Source organism: Erwinia sp. PME.40.26/001, from assembly GCF_055556675.1.
The window spans coordinates 108,428-128,428 of the sequence record NZ_JBVHNP010000007.1 but is presented as its reverse complement, the minus strand read 5'-3'; the positions used below and the strand labels follow the sequence as shown (position 1 = coordinate 128,428).

Genomic DNA, 20,001 nt, shown 5'->3' with positions numbered 1-20,001 from the left:
AGTTAACTCACTGGAATGGATAAGGAAAAAGTGGACTGATTGCTGGTACCGCTCAACGCGACCTCCATACGGCCGTCAAGACCCGGCTGGTAGCTGATGCTGTCAAGCGTGATGCGCGGCTCCCAGCGCAGCAGCGCCATGTAGCAGGCTGACATAATCTGCAGACGCAGCGTCTCGTTCTGCGGCTGGTCGATCAGTACCGACAGCAGCGATCCGTAGTCGCGGCGCATCACCCGCGCACCCTGCGGAGTCAGCAAAATATCGCGCACCGACTGGCGAATATGATCGCTGTCTGCCAGTGATAGCCCGCTGTCGCGCTGCATACCTGACCAGGTTGATGTACTCATCACTGTGGCCCCGCTGTTTTGCTGCCGCCGCTCTCGACACCCGCGTGAACGTGGCTGTGGACGACGATACCGTTAGAAGAGAAGCTGCCGCCGCTGTGGCTGATCGTGCCCTGTAGCGTGCCCCCCTCGCTGAGCACAAAAGTTTTCGCCTTCAGCTGCTGAGTACACTCCACCAGCGGGCTGTCGAGGGTGATTTTTACCGCCGCCCGGATGCTGGCCGACTGGATACCGCTGGCTGTCAGCGCACCGCTCTGCGGTTCGTAGGCGATTTGCGCCCCGTCCGGGAACTGCCAGCACACCGCATCCTGCGATGCCGAAGGCGGCGGGAAGGCATCGGAGAAGATCCCCGGCAGCACAAAGGCGGTGGTCAGTTCACCGCTCAGCGCCAGCAGCAGCACCTGCTCACCCGGCGAGGGGGCATGCCAGCTGCGAACCTGGCCCGCGCTGCTGCTCAGCCACGGCAGCCAGCCGGTGAGGTTGCCGTCGCTCTTTACCCGGCATCGCGCCCGGGGAAGATCGACCTCGCTGACCGTACCGATGCGCAACAGGTTGTTGAGCTGGCGGCGGGTTTCCACGACAAATTCATTCATTGCGTACTCCTTCTGGCTTTCAGGCGGCAGGCCATTCACTGACCAGCTGATGGTTGATATAGAGCTGCCACGGGCGGGACACGGCTTCCGGCACCGCCGGCTCCGGCAAATGGGTCACACTCAGGGCACCGTCGCTTTCGCTGACCAGCACGCGCTCGGTCAGCGGGATCACCAGGCTGAAGTCGCCGTTAACGCTGCTGTTGAACACCATGCCGTTTTCACGCCTGGCGGGCGTGGTCATCAGGTCGGGCTGATTTTCCCGCAGCCACAGCAGCAGGGAGACCACCAGAGCATCCCGGTCGTCGCCAGCGTCGCTGACGGTAATGCGCAGCGGGTACTGGTATTCAAAACTCAGCGAGGCCGCGGGCGTACAGACCACCCTGCCCTGTTCCAGCGAAAGGGTGAGCCGTTCAGGGTGATTCTGCAGGTCGGGTACGCGGGCCAGTAAGGCCTCGCGCAGTCGTTTGGGTTTTAACATCATGTTGCTCCTGACACTGTTTAAGGGTTTCGACTTGCAGGCCGCACGTCAGCAGCGCCTGCTCCAGCTGGCGGATCGCCGTCAGCAGGTCCCCCTGCGTCTCCGGCTGAACCGCCGGTACCGGACAGCTGCTGATGACGGGACAGCCACGCCAGATAATCACTGGCGGTGGCGAAAGCGGGGTGCTGCTGCAGCCGGATAATCCCGTCAGGCAGAGCAGCATGGCTCCAGTTTTGTAGTGCCTCATTGCTGTGCAGAACCCTCTGATCGTTGACATATTGTTTCAGGGTGATATCGCCGGCCCTGAGCAGTGACTGGCGCAGCGCGCGCTCAGCCTCGGCCTGGCGGGTGATATCCGCTTTCAATTGCCTGATGACGGCGTTTCGCTGATCCAGCCCCGCGTGGAGCACGGCGTTACGCTGCTGCAGTTCGATGCGCTCACGGTACAGAATGGCCAGCCAGCGCCCGCCGCCGCCCAGCGCGATCAGCAGCACCAGCGCCAGGGTTATCCATAATCGGGTCATCCCACCCCCTTCATGCACAGGGCGCGTTCAGCGTTTCTTCGCGCCTCAATTCCCTTATTACGTACGCCCGCGACATACACCCAGCGCATCAGCTGGTCGCACGCTGCCCGCCACTGCTGCTGATTGATCAGCCGGGCATAGGTGGAGCGACAGACCGCGCCCACGCCGACGTTAAAGGCAAAGGAGACGGTGGCGTCCCAGACCCCCTGCGGCATCGTCACCTGCAGGCAGCGGGCGATACCGCGCTCTACCCGCTGTACGTCGTCAATCAGATTGACCGCTACCTGACGTTCACTGACCGTCGTCACGGGCGTCACCCCCCGGGTATGGCCGATACCGTTCGTCCAGACGCCCGCACTGCACTGATACGGTGATGTCCGGCAGCCCTCAGCCCTGGCCAGCAGCTGCAGGCCCTCGCCGGAGATCTGCAACGTGGAGAACGACGGCAGCGTGACGGCCAGCGTCAGTACGGCCAGCACCGCACATTTTTTAGCGGGTGAATTCATCTTCGCTCCCGTTTTTCTGTCGCTGTTGCCACAACCGCCAGGTCTTACGGCGGTAGTGCCAGTTGATAAAGAAGTTGGCGATGTTGATGCACAGCGTCACCACGGCCACCAGCGCACCCACCATAAAGGCGATGTCCTGCACGGTGTGCCGGCTGGCCCACATCATCATTACGCTCGTGAAGTAGCCGATCAGTGAGCTGCTTTTCTCCATCGGTCAGCTCCACAGATTGAGCGTTTCATGGGTGGCAGAAAGGGAGAGCAGCGGAAGCTCAATCGGATAACCGTGAGGCAACCGGGCTCCCTGTTCAGCCAGCCCGCGATTCGCGGCGTAAACCGCTTCCACCACCTGCCGCGTACGGCCGTAGTGGCGAAAGCAGATTTCATCGACGCTGTCGTCCTGCAGGGCAAAAATTTTCATCGTTCACTCTCCCGTAGCGGGTATTACGCTGATAGAAACGGCCGGGAAAGGGGCGGTGATATCACGCCTGCTTCCCACTGCCGGGTAACCACAGTCAGTGTGCGTTTTCGGCTACCGGCGCTCAATCGGGGGGTGTTGTAAGGCGAGTGTGACAACGTGAAGCGCCCTGGCCGGGGCGGATACGGCCTGTATTCATTGGCAGGCGGCGGTACGGCGGGGGCAACAGGCAAAAAAAAAGCCTCCGTCAGGAGGCTTCAGCAGAACAGGATGCAGGGGGGAATATCATGTCCAGCCAGACAGCGATCGGCGTCTCCGGGCGACAGAGGACACCCGGAGCCTGTGCTGATAAACGTTAACGTTCAGGTTTGTGGGGGGAAAAGACGACCGAGAACTGGGCGTTTTTCAGCTCTATACCGCTGGCAATATCGGCGATCAAAAGCAGCGCTATTTCACGGTCACGCTCCCTGCAAACCCCTTCAGAGGTTAATCTTGCTATCAGTTCCACGCGTTCCAGAATCACGCTTTCGGCTAATTCTTTGTCCACAACTCCCCCTCCATTTCACTGTACGTATATACAGTATCATAGCACTTACCAATAAGAAAAGTTTTTTACGCGTACCAGCAACAATCTTTATCACACTGATAATTATCAAAATAATCCGTCACATCCCCTTTAGGGATGTCTGCCACCTCTGCGGCTCTCTTGCCTTTATTTCGGGTCATCAGCGTGAGGTTGTCATGTTTAAAAAAGGGCTTCAACGCCGCTTAATTAATTAGCGTGGCTCATCTGGATGCCGCGCACAGCGGGGCGCTGTGCATTATTCACTAAAGATGAATTGCGGGTCTGGCATGACGAAAACGGCGGGTTTTCGGGTTGTAAAAATGACCATAATCGGGCAAAATCTACGCTAATCCTTATGCTCTCCACCCTGACGTGCCCATAAAGCTACAATAATATTTGCGCACTCCCCAAAAAATGAAATCACCAGGAGTATGAGAGTGAGCCTGAAAATCGACTTTCAGAACGGCGCAAAAGAGGTGCTGGATCGTGTCCTCCAGGCCTACGGATTTACCACGAAGCTGGCGCTGGCTGAACATCTGGGTATTGCCAGTAGTAGCCTGGCTAATCGTTATTCACGCGGCCATTTTCCCTCAGACATCGTGATCCGCTGCATGGCGGATACCCATGCCACGCTGCAGTGGCTGGCGACCGGCCAGGGAGAGTCGCCGTCTGCCACCCCGGGGAACGATGGCCCACGGCCTTCCCCCGCCGGGCATGGCCAGTCGCTGCCCCGCCAGCGGCTGGACGGCGGGAAACTGACCGACCTGGCTGACATGACGCTGGAAGCCGCCTTCTTTGAAGGCTGGTCCGTCGCCCCCGATCGGCCGCTGATGGTGATTGACGGCCAGCAGCAGTTCATCGCCGAGCAGACGTTCAGTGAGATCCAGGACGGTGACTGGCTGGTGTCGCTGGAGGGCCAGATCAGCGTTCGCAGCCTCACCCGTATTCCGCCAGGACGTGTGCGGGTGGCCAACGGCCAGCAGCAGTTCGAGTGCGGGCTGAACGAAATCATCCCGCTGGCCCGCATCGTGATTGCCTGCCGCCCGGTGTAAAGGCTGCAGAGAAATAAGGCCACACCCTGTGGCCTTATTAGGGCGTTTACCCCTGCGCCAGCGTGCCCTGCCACGGCCACTGATTCAGCTGAATTCCCCGTTTTTTCGCGCCTTCGCCAAAATCATGCAGCAACGCTTTGACATCCGGGTCGATATATTCCGCGCTATCGTGATCGACAATCACCACACTGTTCTCCGGGATCTCCGCAAGCAGCCCCTTCAGACGTGGATTGTGCATAAAGGTCAGATTCTGCTGGAAGCGCAGAACATAATGATCGTCGTAGCGCGTCAGCAGCATGGCGTTGCGGTGGCTTTTATAGATGCTGAACAGGATCTGCGTCGCCAGGCCGATACCAATCCCCGCCAGCATCCCAAACATCAGAATACCGCCAATCGTGGCAAGGAACGGCACCGACTGCGGTGCGCCCTGACGGATCTGCGAGACAAACAGCCCCGGTGTGGCCAGCTTGTAACCGGTATACAGCAGAACCGCCGCAAGGCTCGCCAGCGGGATAGCATTCAGCACTCCGCTAAACCACAGACCACACACCAGCAGCAGCGCGCCGTGCAACAGGATCGACAGTTTGCTCTGCGCCCCCGCGCTGACGTTGACCGAACTGCGCACAATCACCGCAGTGATCGGCAGTCCGCCGAGAAAGCCGGACAAGGCATTACCGATCCCCTGTGCGCGCATCTCTTTATCGGGTGACGGGGCCGGATACTGCGGGCGCAGCTTTTTCAGCGCTTCCTGACTGAGCAGGGTTTCCAGGCTGGCCACAATCGCCAGCGTGGCGGCCACCAGATAGACCGCCGGATTCTGCCATGCCTGCCAGTCCGGCCGTTCCAGCTCGCCGGTCAGGGCGGAAAAGCTGTCAAAGGTGGGCAGAGAGATACGCGGCAGACCGGATGCGAGGTCGGGGAAAAAGCGCCCCCCCAGCACCGTGGCCAGGCAGCCCAGCAACACCGCCACCAGCGGGCCCGGCATCCAGCCCAGCCAGCGGTTATTTTTGACGGTTTTAGTGGTCCACAGCCAGAGCACCAGCAGCCCTGCAGACGCCACGGCGATCGCGGGCAGAGAGATATTGAGCGACCCGCCGTTCAGCAGTGAGGCCAGATCGCTTTCGCCCGCCGCACCAAGGGCAACCGGAATTTGCTGGATGATCAGCAGTATACCAATGGCGGCCAGCATCCCCTTGATCACACTGCCCGGTACCAGGGTAATAAAACGTCCGGCACGCAGCGCCCCCATCAGGAACTGCAACACACCGGCTATCATCAGCGCCAGCAGCAGGGCTGAAAAGGATCCCAGCGTCTCGACAGCCCCGGTGACAATCGTCACCAGCCCGGCAGCCGGACCGCTGACCGCAAACTTTGACGGGCTGAAGGTGGTGACCACCAGCCCCCCTATCACCCCGGTCAGCAGGCCGACAAACGGCGGCAGCCCGCTGGCCTGGGCAATCCCCAGGCATAAAGGGAGCGCCACCAGAAACACCACCAGCCCGGCGGGAATATCCTGACGTAAGGTCTTCATATTCATACGCTACCCTCTTCTGTCTGCTGGACAAGCTCTTTCAGATGCCCGCTGTGCAGATCGTACACGCAGCCAAACACCTCCAGCGCCACACCTTCATGCCAGGCCTTCAGCACCGGGTCGGTTTTCACCAGCTGGCTGAACTGCGCCAGCACATTCGCTTCCACCAGGCGATTGAGGTGCGCCCCCGGTTCCTCATCGCCCGCCTGCGTTGCCAGGGCGGGTGACAGGGCATTTCTCAGTTGGGTGATACGCCGTGCCAGCGGAGAGTTTTCATCCCCCAGGGGGATGTCCGGCAGGGTCAGCGCCGCCTGCACGCCCCCACAGCCGTAATGCCCACAAAGTACAATGCTGGAAACCTTCAAATATTCAAGGGCATACTGCAATACGCTCATAAAGTTATCGTCATGACTCACGACCATATTGGCGATATTACGATGTACAAAGAGCTCCCCGGGGTGCGCACCGGTCAGCACCTCCGCCGGCACGCGGCTGTCGGAACACCCGATCCATAAAGCATGGGGCTGCTGCCCGTCCACATTTTGCCGGAAATAGTGCGGATTACGTTGGCGTCGCTGTAAGGCCCAACTGCGGTTTTTCGCTAACAGGGGTTTTAGGGTCGTCAAAATAGAATCTCTCTTCCGGGAAGCTGGGAAATAAGTTCTAACATCTTAGTGAATAGAAAGTGATTAAGATTAATCTTAACTGGCAATAAATAACGGAAATGTAAACTTGCTTAAATTTTCTTTATTTACACTCATTATGCAGGCATGGAAAAAATATAAGTAAATCTTATTACCCTGCCAAAATAAATAACAGTGAAAATTATAAGCAAATAAAATCAATAAGTTACAATAAAATAGCACAACATTGAAATAGAGGATATTTTGGATGGCAATGTTTTTTAAATACCCGAATCTCTTTTATTAACTAATAAAACCAAATCAACATTCCTTCCGGTACAGTGTTAAATTCTTATCTTACTGCTCAGGCTGAATTTATTATTTAGTTACCCGGGTTATCAATTATTGTCAGTAAATGCGCCATAATTTAAGCGGATTTACATTTCACAGTCTGTCAGAGAAGACCCGCCGCGGCGGGGAACCTGTTTTGCCCGGCATCAGATTGTCTCCCCCATAAAGATCTGATAGCTCAGATCGATGGAGTCTGCCGAGAAGCGGCTGTCACCGATCTTTTTCAGCAGCAGTTCAGCGGCGGTATAACCGATAGCGTAACGAGGCGTGATCACACTGGCCATGCTCGGGTACATCTCGCGGCTGATATCCAGCCCGTGGAAGCCGGCAATCGCGATGCGGCCCGGTACGGCAATACCGTGGCGCTGGCAGTGCAGCAGGGCGCCCAGTGACAGATCGTCGTTGGTGCAGAACACGGCATCCAGATCGGGGAACTGCTCCAGCGCGCTGGCCAGCATCGCGGCCCCCAGTTTCTGCGAGGAGATCGCTTTCGGGTTAACCCGGTTGCCCACGCCGCCGCGCTCTTCCATCGCCTGACAGTAACCACGGTAGCGAAACTCATCCCGGCGGTCATCCTGGGAACCGAAGTAGATCACCCGCCTGCGCCCTTGGTCGAGCAGCGTGCGCGTCATATCGTAACCGGCGCTGAAGTTGTTAAACCCCACCTGCATGTCCAGGCAGGAGCCCTGGGTATCCATCACTTCAACAATCGGGATCTGCGCCGCCCGCAGATACTTCACCGCGCGCAGGGTGTGATCTTTTTCACTGAGGATAATGCCGTCAATGTTGTACGACAGCAGATTAATGATCTGCTCCTCTTCGGTCTGTTTGTCATAGTTGTAGTTGGCAATCAGCGTCTGGTAGCGCCCCTCCTGGGTCGCCGCTTCGATACCGCTGAGAAGGTCAGCAAAGATCTGATTTTTAAACGAGGGGATCAGCACGCCGAGGGTATAGCTCTTCGAACTGAGGAGCATCTCCGGCGCACGGTTAGGAATGTAGTTAATTTCTTCGATAATCTGCGCGATCTTCGCCCCGGTTTCCGGTGATACCCGGTCAGGCGTGCGCAGGTAACGGCTGACCGTCATTTTCGTCACGCCAGCCAGCGTGGCGATGTCCTGTAGCGATATGCGGTGCGATCTCATGCGTTTCCAGCGTTCAAAAGAAAAAAGGGCCAGGCACCTGCCTGACCCTGTGTCGCAATACTGTTAATGGATGATGGCGTTTAAAATCAGCACACCGGCCAGGCCGAGGAAGGAGATCAGCGTTTCCATCACCGTCCAGGTTTTCAGCGTCTCAATCACGCTCAGGTTGAAATAGCCTTTAAACAGCCAGAAGCCCGGGTCATTGACGTGTGAAGCAATGACGCTACCGGAGCCCACGGCCAGTACCATCAGCGCCGGGTCGGCGTGGGTAATGGCAATAATGGGCGTAACGATACCGGCGGTAGTAATGGCCGCTACGGTGGCAGAGCCCAGCGCAATACGCAGCATCGCTGCTACCGTCCAGCACATCAGCAGCGGAGAGAGTGATGAACCCTTCATCATGTTAGCGATGTAGTCACCCACGCCGCTGTCCACCAGCACCTGCTTAAAGGCACCGCCACCCGCAATGATAAAGACGATCATAGCGATAGCCGCAATGGATGAACTGCACATCTCCATCACTTCTTCCATTTTACGCCCGTTGCGCAGACCCAGCGTAAACACCGCAATCACCACTGAGATAAACAGCGCGACCGCCGGATTCCCCACAAATTCGAAGAACTGGCGCAGCACGTTCTCTTTCGGCGTGGTCAGCTCAAATACTGCCGCCACCGCCATCAGGATCACCGGGATCACCGCAGCAAAGATGCTGGTCCAGAACCCTGGCATTTCGTGATCTTCAAAGATTTTCGGGTTATACAGGCCTTCCGGCGGCGACTTCTCGAAACCTTTGAGGAATTTTGAGAAGATCGGCCCGGCGATAATCACGGTAGGAATGGTGATGATCATGCCGTAGAGCAGCGTGGTGCCCAGATTTGCGCCAAAGATGGTGGCAATGGCCGTAGGCCCCGGGTGCGGCGGCAGGAAGCAGTGCGTCACGGACAGCGCGGCGACCATCGGCAGCCCCACGTACAGCATCGGCATGCCCGAGGCGGCGACCACGGTAAACACCAGCGGCAGCAACAGCACAAAGCCGATCTCGTAGAACATCGCCAGACCGACAATCAGGCCGGTGACCATCAGCGCCCACTGCACGCGTTGTTTACCGAAGGAGGCAATCAGCGTGGTGGCGACGCGCTGCGCGGCCCCGGTATCTGACACCAGCTTACCCAGCATCGCCCCGAAGCCGAGGATCAGCGCCAGGCTGCCGAGCGTACCGCCGACCCCTTTCTGAATGGAGGCGATCACCGCCAGCGGTGTCATCCCCTCTGCCACACCAACCACGGCAGAGACAAATATCAGCGCAATAAAGCCGTTGACCTTGAAGACGATCATCAGCACCAGCAGCAGGATTACGCCAATAGCTATTATTGTAATGGGCATAAAGCACTTCCTTTAAAAGTAGAGGTACAGTTCTGATAAGCGTGCTTATCCGGAAGGTTTCTGGTTGCAACAGGGCGGCGACTCAACACCTCCCCGAAGCGTAACCGGGACGTGTGCAGGAAGCCAACACCGCTGCAGCCTGAAGATAAAGGATAAACTACACCGCGACGCGCATCCCACCATCGACAAAAAGTAGGTGCCCGTTCACAAAATCAGACGCTTTCGAGGCAAGGAACACCGCCGCGCCGATCAACTCCTCCGGATTACCCCAGCGTGCGGCAGGCGTACGTTTGCATAACCAGGCGGTGAAGGCTTCATCGTCGGCCAGCGCCTGGGTCATCTCGGTTTTGAAATACCCCGGGGCGATACCGTTGACCTGAATGTTGTGGCGCGCCAGCTCAACGCACATACCGCGCGTCAGCATGGTGACGGCCCCTTTCGATGCGGCATAGGGGGTGATGGTGTCACGCCCCAGCTCGCTCTGCATGGAGCCGATATTGATAATTTTGCCTTTCTGACGCGTCACCATCTGGCGGGCAACGGCCTGGGAGACCAGGAATACGGCCGTCTGATTAACCGCGATCACGTCGTTCCAGTCCTGCTCCGGGAACTCGAGGAACGGGCGGCGGCGCTGAATACCGGCGTTGTTGACCAGAACATCAATCGGGCCAATTTCAGCCTCAATTTTCTCGACTGCCGCATTCACTTCGGCGGACTGCGTCACGTTAAAAGCCACCGCGTGCGCCCTGTACCCCTGCTGACGCAGGTCGTCGGCAGCCTTATCGGCTCCCTGCTGGGTGGTGGCGTTAATAATTACCTCCGCCCCGGCTTCAGCCAGCCCTCTGGCCATCAGGAAACCAATACCACGGCCAGAACCGGTGATCAGCACACGTTTATTATCGAGCGAAAAAAGCGTTGTCATGGTCATCCTTTAAAAAGTCAGCTGCACTTTGGCGGCCCGGCTCTTGTCACCGGCAAACTGCAGTGCCGCATCAATATTCTGGTAGTCATATTCACCGCTGAACAGCGGCAGTGGGTTGACGGTGCCGTTACCCAGCCACTCCACCGCCGTGTTGAATTCGGTGGTAAAGCGGAACGAGCCCACCAGACTGATCTCTTTAGCGATCAGCATCATAATCGGGAAGGCTGGCACGTCGCCGCCCATGCCCACCTGCACCAGGGTGCCTTTCGCCCGCGTCACTTCCAGGCAGCGCGTCAGTGAGGAAGGATGGCCCGAGGCTTCAAACGCCACGTCAAAGTAGCCTTTGTCTGCCAGGTACGGGGTGAAGTCCCCGCTGGCAGCATGAACAGTGGCGGTTGCCCCCATCGCAAGCGCCATTTCCAGCGAGCGCTCGCTGACGTCGGCACAAACCACTTCTGCCGCCCCTTTGGCCTTTGCGGCGGCGGCAATCAGGCAACCGATTGGGCCCACGCCAGAGATAAAGACCTTTTTGCCCTGCAATTCGCCGCCCTGATTGGCCGCGTGGATGCAGACCGCCAGCGGCTCGGCAAACACCATCACTTTGTCGTCTGCAGCATTGTCGTAAGGGATGCACTGGCTGCTGTCGACGACTTTGAACTGGGTGAAGCCGCCATCCACATGTGGGTAGTACATTGCACTGCCGAAGAAGCGCATGGTGGTACACTGGTTATCTTCACCGGCCAGGCAATATTTACAGCTGCCGCAGGGTTTTGACGGATTGACCGCCACTTTCTGGCCCTCGTGCAGCGCCGGGTTGTCGCTTTTCACCACCTGCCCAATCACTTCGTGACCGAGGATCATCGGCATTTTTACCGCAAAACTGCCGACTTTACCGTGCTGATAGTAGTGCAGGTCGGAGCCGCAGATGCCGCCACGGGTGATGCGAACCAGCGTGCCTTCGCCCGTGTAATTCACCTGCTGGCTGATAACTTCAACCTGCTCTTTACCGTTGATCATGCAGGATTGTGTGAGGGTGCTCATGGTGGTCTCCAGTACGTGTCGGTATATGGCGCCTATCAAATCGATGTTTAACTTGTAATTCTGTGAATCAGATCACCAAAATTCATGTTACTAAATCAATGTTACGCATAACGTGAAGCGCGTTGTCCTTTCTCTGCGAGATATTCAGTGGCATTCATCACAAAGCGATTAACTGCACTTTCATCGCGGTCATTTGACCGCTACAGTGAAACTCATCCGACCACTTCAGGAATCGCTGACGATGAGCGTGTCACTGTTCTCCCCGCTGGACCTGGGATTCACCCAGCTTAAAAACCGTTTTCTGATGGGATCTATGCATACCGGGCTGGAAGAACATCCGGATGGCCCGGCGCGGCTTGCCGCCTTCTATGCAGAGCGCGCCCGCGCCGGGGTGGCGCTGATTGTGACTGGCGGTATTGCCCCCTCACCAGAGGGCGTGGTGAGCGCAGGAGCATCGGTGCTGAATGATGAGGCGCAGATCCCTCATCATCGGCAGGTGACGGACGCGGTACACCAGGCGGGGGGCAAAATTGCTATGCAAATCCTGCACGCCGGGCGCTACAGCTATCAGCCCGCGCTGGTCGCCCCTTCCGCTCTCCAGGCCCCGATTAACCCCTTTACCCCACGGGCGTTAAGCCATGATGAGATTCTGCAACTGATTGCCAGTTATGCGCGCTGTGCGCGCCTGGCGCAGCAGGCAGGCTATGATGGCGTGGAGATTATGGCGTCGGAAGGCTATCTGATTAATCAGTTTCTGGTGGCGCACACCAACCAGCGTGACGATGAGTGGGGAGGCGATGAGACCCGCCGCCAGCGGTTTGCACTGGATATTCTCAGGGCGGTGCGGGCCGCCGTTGGCACGGAGTTTATTATTATCTTCCGCCTGTCGATGCTCGATCTGGTGGAACAGGGCAGCACGCTTGAGCAGACCGTCCGGCTGGCGCAGGCGGTTGAGCAGGCGGGGGCAACGCTGATTAACACCGGCATCGGCTGGCATGAGGCGCGTATTCCCACCATCGCCACCGCCGTTCCGCGTGCCGCCTTCGCCTGGGTAACGCAGGCGCTCCGGCAGCACGTCACGATCCCGCTGATCGCCACTAACCGTATTAACCATCCTGACGTCGCCCAGCGCGTGCTGGATGAAGGCTGCGCCGATATGGTGTCCATGGCCCGCCCTTTTCTGGCCGACGCTGAATTTGTGCTGAAAGCCCGGCAGGGGCGCAGCGATGAGATCAACACCTGCATCGCCTGCAATCAGGCCTGCCTCGATCAGATCTTCGTGGGTAAGCTCACCTCCTGTCTGGTGAATCCCCGCGCCTGCCATGAAACAGTGATGGTCATGACGCCTGCCGTGCAGAGCAAATCGCTGGCGGTGGTCGGAGCCGGCCCTGCCGGGCTGGCGTTTGCGGTCAACGCCGCACAGCGCGGCCACCGGGTGACGCTGTTTGATGCACTGCCGGAAACCGGCGGCCAGTTCACTATCGCCCGGCAGATCCCCGGTAAAGAAGAGTTCAGTGAAACGCTGCGCTACTTCCGCCGTCAGCTGGCGCTGCACCGGGTGACGCTACGGCTGAATCATCGCGCAACACCGGATGATGTCGCCGCATTTGATGAGGTGATACTGGCTACCGGCATCGTGCCGCGTGTGCCGCCCATACCGGGTATCGACCACCCTTCCGTGCTGAGTTATCTCGATGTCATTCGCGACCGGAAACCCGTCGGGCAGCATGTGGCGATTATTGGCGCGGGCGGCATCGGTTTTGATACGGCTGAATATCTGGTGGCGGGCGGGCAGGATATCAGTGCATTCTGCCGGGAATGGGGCATTGACCGCACGCTCTCCCAGCCTGGCGGGCTGTTACCGCCGGAAAGACCGCATGCCGTACGTCAGGTGTGGTTGCTCCAGCGCAAGCCGGGTAAACCCGGTGCCGGGCTGGCGAAAACCACCGGATGGATCCACCGCGCCAGCCTGCAGATGCACGGCGTGCAGATGTGGGGCAACGTAGAATACCTGCGGATTGACGATGAGGGTCTGCATATCCTGCGCGACGGTGAACCGCAGACACTGCGCGTGGATAATGTGGTGATCTGTGCCGGACAAGAGCCGGAGCGATCCCTGGCCGACGCGCTGGCCGCCCGGGGGATTACTGCCCACATTATCGGCGGTGCCGACGTGGCGAAAGAGCTGGATGCCCGTCGCGCCATTAAGCAGGGGACGCTGCTGGCGCTGGCGATTTAAAGCATTATCCTGTGACTGCCCCGCTGGTTTGCACGCAGCGGCGGCGCAGTTCACGACGGAAAACCTCTATCGTCCACATCCACAGGATATGCCCGAGGGTTTCGGAAAAAATCTCTTCCACCGGCAAGTGCCAGATCGGGGGTGCCCATCCCCCCACGGGCAGCACAATCCCATGGAAAATGACGGTGATAGCCAGCGCAAAGCCCACGCCCTGCCACAGCGTTATTTTCGGGAAAATCTCTGCCAGCCAGCAGTAGAACATGGCAAAAAAGAGGGAAAACAGGTGATGCACACCCGCCACCCCCCAGTTTACGAGGTGGCCGGAATAGTGATAAACCATATTATTCACAGTAAAGCCAAAGTCACTGAGCATCTCAGCCGGAGGAATGGCCCGGTCAGGGGTTCGCGGCGGGAAGGGATTTTCGGTTCCCCATTTTACAAAACTGGCGACATTCCCCCCCATAAAACCGGAGAAAAGTGCTGCAGCAACGTGACGTTGTGGTGCAGGATGGCTAACGGCCAGGGTGTTCATAGGATGTCCTTCCATTGACAGTGATTTAATCCAATCGTCCCCAAAGGATACCCTGTTTCCCGTCCCCGGTTTACAGCAGGAATGGCGAAAAATGCGCACTGAATAAAACATTAAAAATGTCGCATCGCACCTGTAGTATCACTGCAACGCCTCCGAGATAAAAAGGAACCTACGATGCCGCACTCCTGTCATTCTGCCCTGCTCTCCCGCCTGAGCTGGCTTGACTACGCGTTTATGTCCGCAGGCGAACGCCCCCCTGAAGCAACGCTGTATAACCAGCAGCGCCACAGTGCCCGCGTCATTTCCGATGTGGAGGCCCGGCCGGTGAAAAGTCAGGAAGCCGACGGTCTGATAGGTACCGGCAGCACGCCCGTGGCGATCTACACCGCTGACTGCCTGCCGGTGCTGATTGCCGATACGCGTCAGCGACAGGTGGCAGCGGTACACGGGGGATTAAAAGGCATACTGAGCGGGGTGATGGGTAACGCCATCGCGCAGCTGTGTGTACGCGGAGCCACGCCGGACAGCCTGTTTATAGCCATCGGCCCGGCTATCGGCCCGTGCTGCTATGAGCTCGGTCAGGATGTGATCGCCCGGGCACAGCAGGATGACCCGCATCACCTGGCAGAGCTGATGTCATGGTCTGCCACTCCCTTTCGTAACCCGTCGGCCGTGCGCCCGCAGGCGCAGGGAACCACCGGTGGCATCTGGTTTGATCTGCCACTGCTGGCAAAACGCATTGCGCTACGCGCCGGGGTGCCGGAAAGCCAGATTGAGCTATCGCAGGTGTGTACCTACTGTATGGCTGAGGAGCAGGCGAGTTACCGCCGCAACAGCCACTTTCAGCAGGGCTATCAGCAGCGATTTTCGTGGATTGCGAAGCGATAACGTCAGGAACGAGGTGTGTTTTTCCCCCGGTAAGAGCACCGGGGGCCCGGCGGGTTACGGCATTTTTACCGAACGTAACACCACAAACTTCTGATTGCTCGCCACGGTGGTGCAGTTGCCAAACAGCTTCTTCATCTTATGGTAGTTGTCGAGGTGACGGTTACCGACAATCCGCAGCTCGCCGCCATCCTGCAGGCAGCGGCGCGCATCGCGCAGCATCTGCCAGGCAATATGGTCGGTCACCGCGCTCTGCTGGTGGAAGGGCGGATTGCACAGCACCGCGTGCAGACGGTCTGACGGATAACCTGCCAGCGAATTATTGACGTGGAACGTGCTGCGTTCCCTGTCCTGCGGGCAGTTCACTTCAATATTCATCCGGCTGGACGCCACTGCCATATACGACTCATCGACAAAATGGACCTGCGACAGCGGGTTCTGCTGCAGCGCCATCAGGCCAATCACGCCATTGCCACAGCCCAGGTCGACAATCTCACCTTCCAGATCGGAGGGCAGGTGCTGTAAGAAGAAGCGCGCCCCCACATCCAGCCCACCACGCGAAAAGACGTTAGCATGGTTGTGGATCTGGTACGGCGTGCCGTCCAGCTGCCAGCGGGCAATCACGTCGTCCGCTTTCAGCTCGGGCGCGCTGAAGGTGCAGTAAATCAGTCGGGCCTTTTTACGCGCCAGCGAGGTGGTAGTGGCACCGAGAATTTTTTCAAACAGCTGCAGCGTGGAGGTATGGATATCTTTCGCTTTTCCGGCGGCCACAATCTGGGTTTCCGGGGTCACAACGTCGCGCAGCGCACGCAGCTGGTATTCCAGCAGCGCGAGGGTTTTTGGCACCTTAATCAGAACGCGGGCCGGGGCGGCGGGTAACGGGCTCAGACTGTCGAGCAGCTGCACGTCCCCTTCATCCAGATGGTTCAGCGCCAGGTTCTGGCGCGTCGCCTGCTGGTTCAGCCAGGAGTCACTGATGCTGTATACGCCCTCACCGGCCAGCGCACAGGCCAGCGCACCGAAGGTGTCGTTAAAGATCAGCGTCACGCCGCTGACCGGGGCATCGCCCAGATGCTGCAACAGATATTCGTCGGCCGCATCCCAGGCCTGCAACGGGCTTTCTTCGCGCATTTGGGGAAAACGATGCAGCGTCAGCATGCGGTTGCTTAGTTCGAGTTGGCTCATGGGATCACCTTAGTGGTAAAATTCCCGCGTTTTATCCCCTAAAACGGGCGCACAGTAAACGTTTTTCTTTACCGGAGTCAGTATGTCGTCGCTTATTTATCTGCAAGGTTACCCCGAATCGCTGCTGTCACAGGTGCGCACGCTGATTGAACAGCAGCGTCTGACGGAGGTGATCAATAAGCGTTATCCGTCCTCCCACAGCATTACCAGCGACAAAGCGCTGTATGACTACGCGCTGGATTTAAAAAATCAGTCGCTGCGTAACGCACCGCCGCTGAACAAAGTTCTCTACGACAGCAAGATTAAGGTGATGAAGCATGCGCTGGGATTACATACGGCCATTTCACGCGTGCAGGGCGGCAAGCTGAAGGCAAAAGCGGAGATCCGCGTGGCGACCATTTTTAAAAATGCCCCGGAAGCCTTCCTGCGGATGATCGTGGTACATGAGCTGGCGCATATTAAAGAAAAAGATCACAACAAGGCGTTTTATCAGCTGTGCTGCCATATGGAGCCGCAGTACCACCAGCTGGAGTTTGATACGCGCCTGTGGCTGACGGCACAGGCGCTGGAAGGACGTGAAGGCTAAACCGCCAGGCGCCGGCGTTTTACCATTTACCCGATGCGCCACCACCACCGCTGCGACCGCCGCCGCCGCTAAATCCGCCGCTGCTGCTGTCTGAATCATCGTCACGCGAAGAACGATCGTCGTCGCGGTCGTCAGAACGATCGCGACTCCCCCCGCCCCCCCCGGTTAGCGTGCCGATCAGTGAGGAAATCAGCATCTGCATCATTAGGCTACCGCCAAACAGCAGGCCGACATTATCACCGCTGACGCCCGCGATGCCGTCGTTTAGCAGCGTGTTGACCAGGGAAACGCCGGTGACTATCGCGCTGACCAGCAGCCCCCTGAGCAGGGAATTACGACGCAGGAAGAAGAAGGGCAGAACAATCATGCCCAGCAGCCAGAGACCAATGCTGCCCGCAGAGAGCGAAATGGCGTCACCGGATGATGACGGCACCGGCGCAGCAACCGGGCGCGGCGCGACGGCAGGCGCATCCCCCTCCACCGGCACGCCAAGCTGACGGGAGATGGCCTGAACGCCGGCCACCAGCCCCTGACCATAGTCCCCCTCCCTGAAGCGCGGAATAATGCTGCCATTAATCACCTGGCTGGCCTGCACGTCGGTAAAATCACCCTCCAGCCCGTAACCGACCTCAATTCGCACGGTACGATCGGTCTTTGCCATGACCAGCAGCAGGCCGTCATCGCGGGCCTTATCTCCCAGTTTCCAGGCGTCAAACACCCGGGTAGCGTACTGCTCAATACTGTCATCCCCGGTGGTATCCACCGCCAGTACTGCCAGCTGATGGCCGGTTTTTTTTTCCAGCGTCACAATCTGGCGATTTATCTGCTCCACCTCTCGGGGACTCAGTACCCCCGCATTATCCGTCACACGCTGCTGTAACGTCGGTACAGCGACCGTTGCGGCCATACTGGTGAAGGGCAGACAGAACAGCAGGATCAGGGTGAGATATCGCATGGCTGTCCCTTATTTCGCGCTGGCAGGCTTTGAGAAATCGACCAGAGGTGCCGTTGAGATCTGCTTTACATTCTCCGGCTGGAAGTTCTCTTTGCGCTGATAGCCCATCACTTTGGCGGTCAGCGAACCGGGGAACTGGCGGATCAGCAGATTGTAGTCCTGCACCGCGCGCACATAGCGCTGACGCGCCACGGTAATCCGGTTTTCGGTGCCTTCCAGCTGCACCATCAGCGTGCTGAACATTTTGTCGGCCTTCAAATCGGGGTAGCGTTCGCTGATCACCAGCAGGCGGGACATGGCACTGCTCAGCTCCGACTGTGACTGCTGGAACGCCTGCATCGCCTGCGCATCGTCCGGGGCATTTTGCACCTGGGTCAGGCTGCCGATTTTGGCGCGGGCATCCGCAATGCTTTTAAAGACTTCGGCTTCATGGCTGGCACTCGCCTTTGCGGTCGAGACCAGATTGGGGATCAGATCGGCACGGCGCTGGTACTGGTTCAGCACCTCGGACCATTCAGCAGAGACGGCTTCGTCGCGCTGTTGGATCTGGTTATAGTCGCAGCCGGAAAGCCAGAACATCACCGGCAGCAGTAGCAGCCAGCGAAAACGCGCAGGGAATGGCATTATTTCGTCCTAAAAACAGTGAGTTTGCGAGACGCTATTATACCGATCCCCGGTGCCAGCCAAAGTATTATCCCAACGCAACGCGGAGGCGCGGCTAGAAAAAAAGAGAAAAAAAACCCCGCACGTCGCGGGGAAGGGTCGGTTATCGCGCTCGATAACACAGTTCAAGTGCTTCAATCGGACAGGTTTATTGTAAATCCACTTTCAAGATTCTGTCTTTGCGCCACGCGGGCATCGGTTTCGCGCAGCACCGGTTCCGTTTCCAGCTGTAGCATCAGGCTTTTGCCTTTTATTGCTGCGCCCCCCTGGCTAACCGCATTCAGCGTTGCATTCGCTTTCAGGGCCAGTTCGCCCGGCTGTTCAGCGCGGCCAGCGGGCTGCATTTTTAGCTGCACCGGCTGGCCATCGAGCCGGGCCTCCTTCACCACTACCCGCAGCTCACCGGTCTGACCATAACGGAAACCGCCGTTGAGGGTGCTGTCGCCGCTGACCCTCAGCGTCATCGTCCGGGAAAAGGGACAGGTTACGCTGACGTTGACGATGCGCTTGCCGAGGGAGAGACGATCGCCGCCTTCTGCGGCAGGCTGTAATTGCCAGCGCGACAGCGCACCAAAATCGGCCTGGTTACCGCTGGCACTCACGGCACATCGGCTGTCGGTTGGAATCGCTGGCGGAAGGGCATCAGTGCTGCCGGGCAGAGACGGGAGAGCAGCCTGGGTTGCGGCAGCGTGCAGTAACATTAGTAACAGGGTGATTTTTTTCATCGCGGTATCCTGCTGCCGCCGGATAACTCCGGCGGCAGCGACAGGGGAAGGATTAATTCAAAGCGGCGTCGTAGCTCTGAACCGTAAAGCCCCAGGTGGTGGCCGGTGAAATGCGGACCTGTTTGCTGCCGCTGACAGATTTGTTCTTATCATTGCTCAGCGTAATAGTCTGGCCCGGCAGGACATAGCTGTTCGCCATCGCCCACTGGCTGTTGTCCGGCAGCGTCTGTACGCTGGAGCCCATTCGAACCACGTACGGCGACGGGTTAGTGACCACCAGCTTGCCGCCCTGAGAGGACCACTTCAGCAGCTTCCACGGCGCTTCATTTTTTGCCAGCCCGGCCGGGCGGATCAGCACCGGCAGGTTCTGTCGTACCGTCATACGCACTTCGTTCTTACCTTTCTCTTTCGGCGGTACACCTTCAAAAATCACGCGCTTCAGGCGCTCGGTTTTCAGCGGCGTTTTGCTGGTCAGGATAAAGCGCACACGCTGGGATTTCCCGGATTCGACACGGGCGGCGGGCGGCGTGATGGTCAGCAGGGACTCACTGTCTTCTTTAATATTTTCCAGCGAGGTCACCAGCAATACCGGGAAGCCATCGCTGTTTTTTACGTTGATGGCCCCTTCGCCATCGGACTCTTCCACGATAACCACAGAGGTTTCCGGGATCATACCGGTGGCCAGCGCCAGCGATGAGAAAAGGGACAGAGAGAGCGCCCCTGCGGCCAGTAAAGAAGAAGTTTTATTCAGTTTCATATCA

General features: G+C 58.2%; 25 protein-coding genes. 5 read left to right on the top strand and 20 right to left on the bottom strand.

Annotation, left to right across the window (positions count from 1 at the left end; translation table 11 throughout):
- Positions 1–2 precede the first annotated feature (2 nt).
- The 4 genes from ACZ3HG_RS18270 to lysC are packed head-to-tail and all read right to left on the bottom strand — an operon-like array spanning position 3 to position 1,662.
- Positions 3–347 carry a GPW/gp25 family protein gene (locus ACZ3HG_RS18270; protein WP_191927729.1) on the bottom strand — a complete coding sequence of 115 codons (345 nt, stop codon included), beginning with the start codon at positions 345–347 and terminating at the stop codon, positions 3–5.
- Entirely contained in the window at positions 347–937 is a 591-nt protein-coding gene (locus ACZ3HG_RS18265) for a phage baseplate assembly protein V (RefSeq protein ID WP_062745480.1), read from the bottom strand. The genes ACZ3HG_RS18270 and ACZ3HG_RS18265 overlap by 1 nt, the downstream gene beginning before the upstream one ends.
- Positions 938–956: 19 nt before the next feature.
- Positions 957–1,415, bottom strand: a complete 459-nt coding sequence (locus tag ACZ3HG_RS18260) for a phage tail protein (protein ID WP_187509420.1) — start codon at positions 1,413–1,415, stop codon at positions 957–959.
- Entirely contained in the window at positions 1,348–1,662 is a 315-nt protein-coding gene (gene lysC / locus ACZ3HG_RS18255) for an Rz1-like lysis system protein LysC (RefSeq protein ID WP_072277452.1), read from the bottom strand. Before lysC ends, ACZ3HG_RS18260 begins: the two co-directional genes overlap by 68 nt.
- 118 nt (positions 1,663–1,780) lie before the next feature.
- Between lysC and ACZ3HG_RS18250 the strand changes: the two genes are divergently transcribed.
- Positions 1,781–1,930: a hypothetical protein gene (locus ACZ3HG_RS18250; protein WP_213014351.1), complete on the top strand. Its 150-nt coding sequence runs from the start codon at positions 1,781–1,783 to the stop codon at positions 1,928–1,930.
- 5 nt (positions 1,931–1,935) lie between these two features.
- Here ACZ3HG_RS18250 and ACZ3HG_RS18245 read toward each other — a convergent pair whose 3' ends face one another.
- From ACZ3HG_RS18245 to ACZ3HG_RS18230, 4 genes are all read right to left on the bottom strand, one after another.
- Positions 1,936–2,445 (bottom strand): lysozyme, encoded by a 510-nt coding sequence (locus tag ACZ3HG_RS18245; RefSeq protein WP_465333720.1) that lies wholly within the window; start codon positions 2,443–2,445, stop codon positions 1,936–1,938.
- Positions 2,429–2,656 (bottom strand): phage holin family protein, encoded by a 228-nt coding sequence (locus ACZ3HG_RS18240; protein WP_191936096.1) that lies wholly within the window; start codon positions 2,654–2,656, stop codon positions 2,429–2,431. The genes ACZ3HG_RS18245 and ACZ3HG_RS18240 overlap by 17 nt, the downstream gene beginning before the upstream one ends.
- 3 nt (positions 2,657–2,659) lie before the next feature.
- Positions 2,660–2,863 (bottom strand): tail protein X, encoded by a 204-nt coding sequence (locus tag ACZ3HG_RS18235; protein WP_191936095.1) that lies wholly within the window; start codon positions 2,861–2,863, stop codon positions 2,660–2,662.
- 352 nt (positions 2,864–3,215) lie between these two features.
- Positions 3,216–3,407, bottom strand: a complete 192-nt coding sequence (locus ACZ3HG_RS18230; protein ID WP_191934269.1) for a hypothetical protein — start codon at positions 3,405–3,407, stop codon at positions 3,216–3,218.
- Positions 3,408–3,862: 455 nt separating this feature from the next.
- Here ACZ3HG_RS18230 and ACZ3HG_RS18225 point away from each other — a divergent pair, with 455 nt between their 5' ends.
- The gene (locus ACZ3HG_RS18225) at positions 3,863–4,477 is read left to right on the top strand and encodes a phage repressor protein CI (protein ID WP_465333718.1); all 615 of its coding nucleotides are present in this window, start codon (positions 3,863–3,865) and stop codon (positions 4,475–4,477) included.
- A 46-nt stretch (positions 4,478–4,523) separates the two neighbouring features.
- Here the strand turns inward: ACZ3HG_RS18225 and ACZ3HG_RS18220 are convergent, their stop codons facing one another.
- The 6 genes from ACZ3HG_RS18220 to idnD all read right to left on the bottom strand — a co-directional run bounded on the left by ACZ3HG_RS18220 (position 4,524) and on the right by idnD (position 11,470).
- Positions 4,524–6,014 carry a SulP family inorganic anion transporter gene (locus tag ACZ3HG_RS18220; RefSeq protein WP_465333716.1) on the bottom strand — a complete coding sequence of 497 codons (1,491 nt, stop codon included), beginning with the start codon at positions 6,012–6,014 and terminating at the stop codon, positions 4,524–4,526.
- Complete coding sequence (locus ACZ3HG_RS18215; RefSeq protein WP_465333714.1) at positions 6,011–6,634, bottom strand: carbonic anhydrase; 624 nt, start codon at positions 6,632–6,634, stop codon at positions 6,011–6,013. Before ACZ3HG_RS18215 ends, ACZ3HG_RS18220 begins: the two co-directional genes overlap by 4 nt.
- Before the next feature lie 494 nt (positions 6,635–7,128).
- On the bottom strand, positions 7,129–8,124 hold the full coding sequence (gene idnR, locus ACZ3HG_RS18210; protein WP_191934273.1) for a DNA-binding transcriptional regulator IdnR: 996 nt from the start codon (positions 8,122–8,124) through the stop codon (positions 7,129–7,131).
- Between the two features lie 63 nt (positions 8,125–8,187).
- A complete protein-coding gene (locus ACZ3HG_RS18205) occupies positions 8,188–9,507 on the bottom strand; it encodes a gluconate:H+ symporter (RefSeq protein WP_062745501.1) in 1,320 nt (439 codons plus the stop codon).
- A 157-nt stretch (positions 9,508–9,664) separates the two neighbouring features.
- The gene (idnO, locus tag ACZ3HG_RS18200; protein WP_191934274.1) at positions 9,665–10,429 is read right to left on the bottom strand and encodes a gluconate 5-dehydrogenase; all 765 of its coding nucleotides are present in this window, start codon (positions 10,427–10,429) and stop codon (positions 9,665–9,667) included.
- Positions 10,430–10,438: 9 nt separating this feature from the next.
- Positions 10,439–11,470: an L-idonate 5-dehydrogenase gene (idnD, locus tag ACZ3HG_RS18195; RefSeq protein ID WP_191934275.1), complete on the bottom strand. Its 1,032-nt coding sequence runs from the start codon at positions 11,468–11,470 to the stop codon at positions 10,439–10,441.
- 241 nt (positions 11,471–11,711) lie between these two features.
- Between idnD and ACZ3HG_RS18190 the strand changes: the two genes are divergently transcribed.
- Positions 11,712–13,709: an oxidoreductase gene (locus ACZ3HG_RS18190; RefSeq protein ID WP_465333711.1), complete on the top strand. Its 1,998-nt coding sequence runs from the start codon at positions 11,712–11,714 to the stop codon at positions 13,707–13,709.
- Between the two features lie 4 nt (positions 13,710–13,713).
- Here ACZ3HG_RS18190 and ACZ3HG_RS18185 read toward each other — a convergent pair whose 3' ends face one another.
- Positions 13,714–14,241 (bottom strand): YagU family protein, encoded by a 528-nt coding sequence (locus tag ACZ3HG_RS18185; RefSeq protein WP_191934277.1) that lies wholly within the window; start codon positions 14,239–14,241, stop codon positions 13,714–13,716.
- Between the two features lie 174 nt (positions 14,242–14,415).
- Between ACZ3HG_RS18185 and ACZ3HG_RS18180 the strand changes: the two genes are divergently transcribed.
- A complete protein-coding gene (locus tag ACZ3HG_RS18180; protein WP_191936090.1) occupies positions 14,416–15,129 on the top strand; it encodes a purine nucleoside phosphorylase YfiH/LACC1 family protein in 714 nt (237 codons plus the stop codon).
- Positions 15,130–15,183: 54 nt separating this feature from the next.
- Here ACZ3HG_RS18180 and rlmG read toward each other — a convergent pair whose 3' ends face one another.
- The gene (rlmG, locus tag ACZ3HG_RS18175; RefSeq protein ID WP_191934279.1) at positions 15,184–16,311 is read right to left on the bottom strand and encodes a 23S rRNA (guanine(1835)-N(2))-methyltransferase RlmG; all 1,128 of its coding nucleotides are present in this window, start codon (positions 16,309–16,311) and stop codon (positions 15,184–15,186) included.
- 82 nt (positions 16,312–16,393) lie between these two features.
- On the opposite strand from rlmG, the gene ACZ3HG_RS18170 reads away from it, so the two are divergent.
- Positions 16,394–16,897 carry a M48 metallopeptidase family protein gene (locus tag ACZ3HG_RS18170; protein ID WP_062745518.1) on the top strand — a complete coding sequence of 168 codons (504 nt, stop codon included), beginning with the start codon at positions 16,394–16,396 and terminating at the stop codon, positions 16,895–16,897.
- Between the two features lie 19 nt (positions 16,898–16,916).
- Here the strand turns inward: ACZ3HG_RS18170 and ACZ3HG_RS18165 are convergent, their stop codons facing one another.
- The 4 genes from ACZ3HG_RS18165 to ACZ3HG_RS18150 all read right to left on the bottom strand — a co-directional run bounded on the left by ACZ3HG_RS18165 (position 16,917) and on the right by ACZ3HG_RS18150 (position 19,997).
- Entirely contained in the window at positions 16,917–17,852 is a 936-nt protein-coding gene (locus tag ACZ3HG_RS18165; RefSeq protein WP_465333708.1) for a TPM domain-containing protein, read from the bottom strand.
- Between the two features lie 9 nt (positions 17,853–17,861).
- Complete coding sequence (locus ACZ3HG_RS18160) at positions 17,862–18,476, bottom strand: LemA family protein (RefSeq protein ID WP_191936089.1); 615 nt, start codon at positions 18,474–18,476, stop codon at positions 17,862–17,864.
- A gap of 173 nt (positions 18,477–18,649) precedes the next feature.
- A complete protein-coding gene (locus ACZ3HG_RS18155) occupies positions 18,650–19,240 on the bottom strand; it encodes a DUF1120 domain-containing protein (RefSeq protein WP_465333706.1) in 591 nt (196 codons plus the stop codon).
- 52 nt (positions 19,241–19,292) lie between these two features.
- On the bottom strand, positions 19,293–19,997 hold the full coding sequence (locus ACZ3HG_RS18150; protein WP_465333704.1) for a fimbria/pilus chaperone family protein: 705 nt from the start codon (positions 19,995–19,997) through the stop codon (positions 19,293–19,295).
- Positions 19,998–20,001 lie beyond the last annotated feature (4 nt).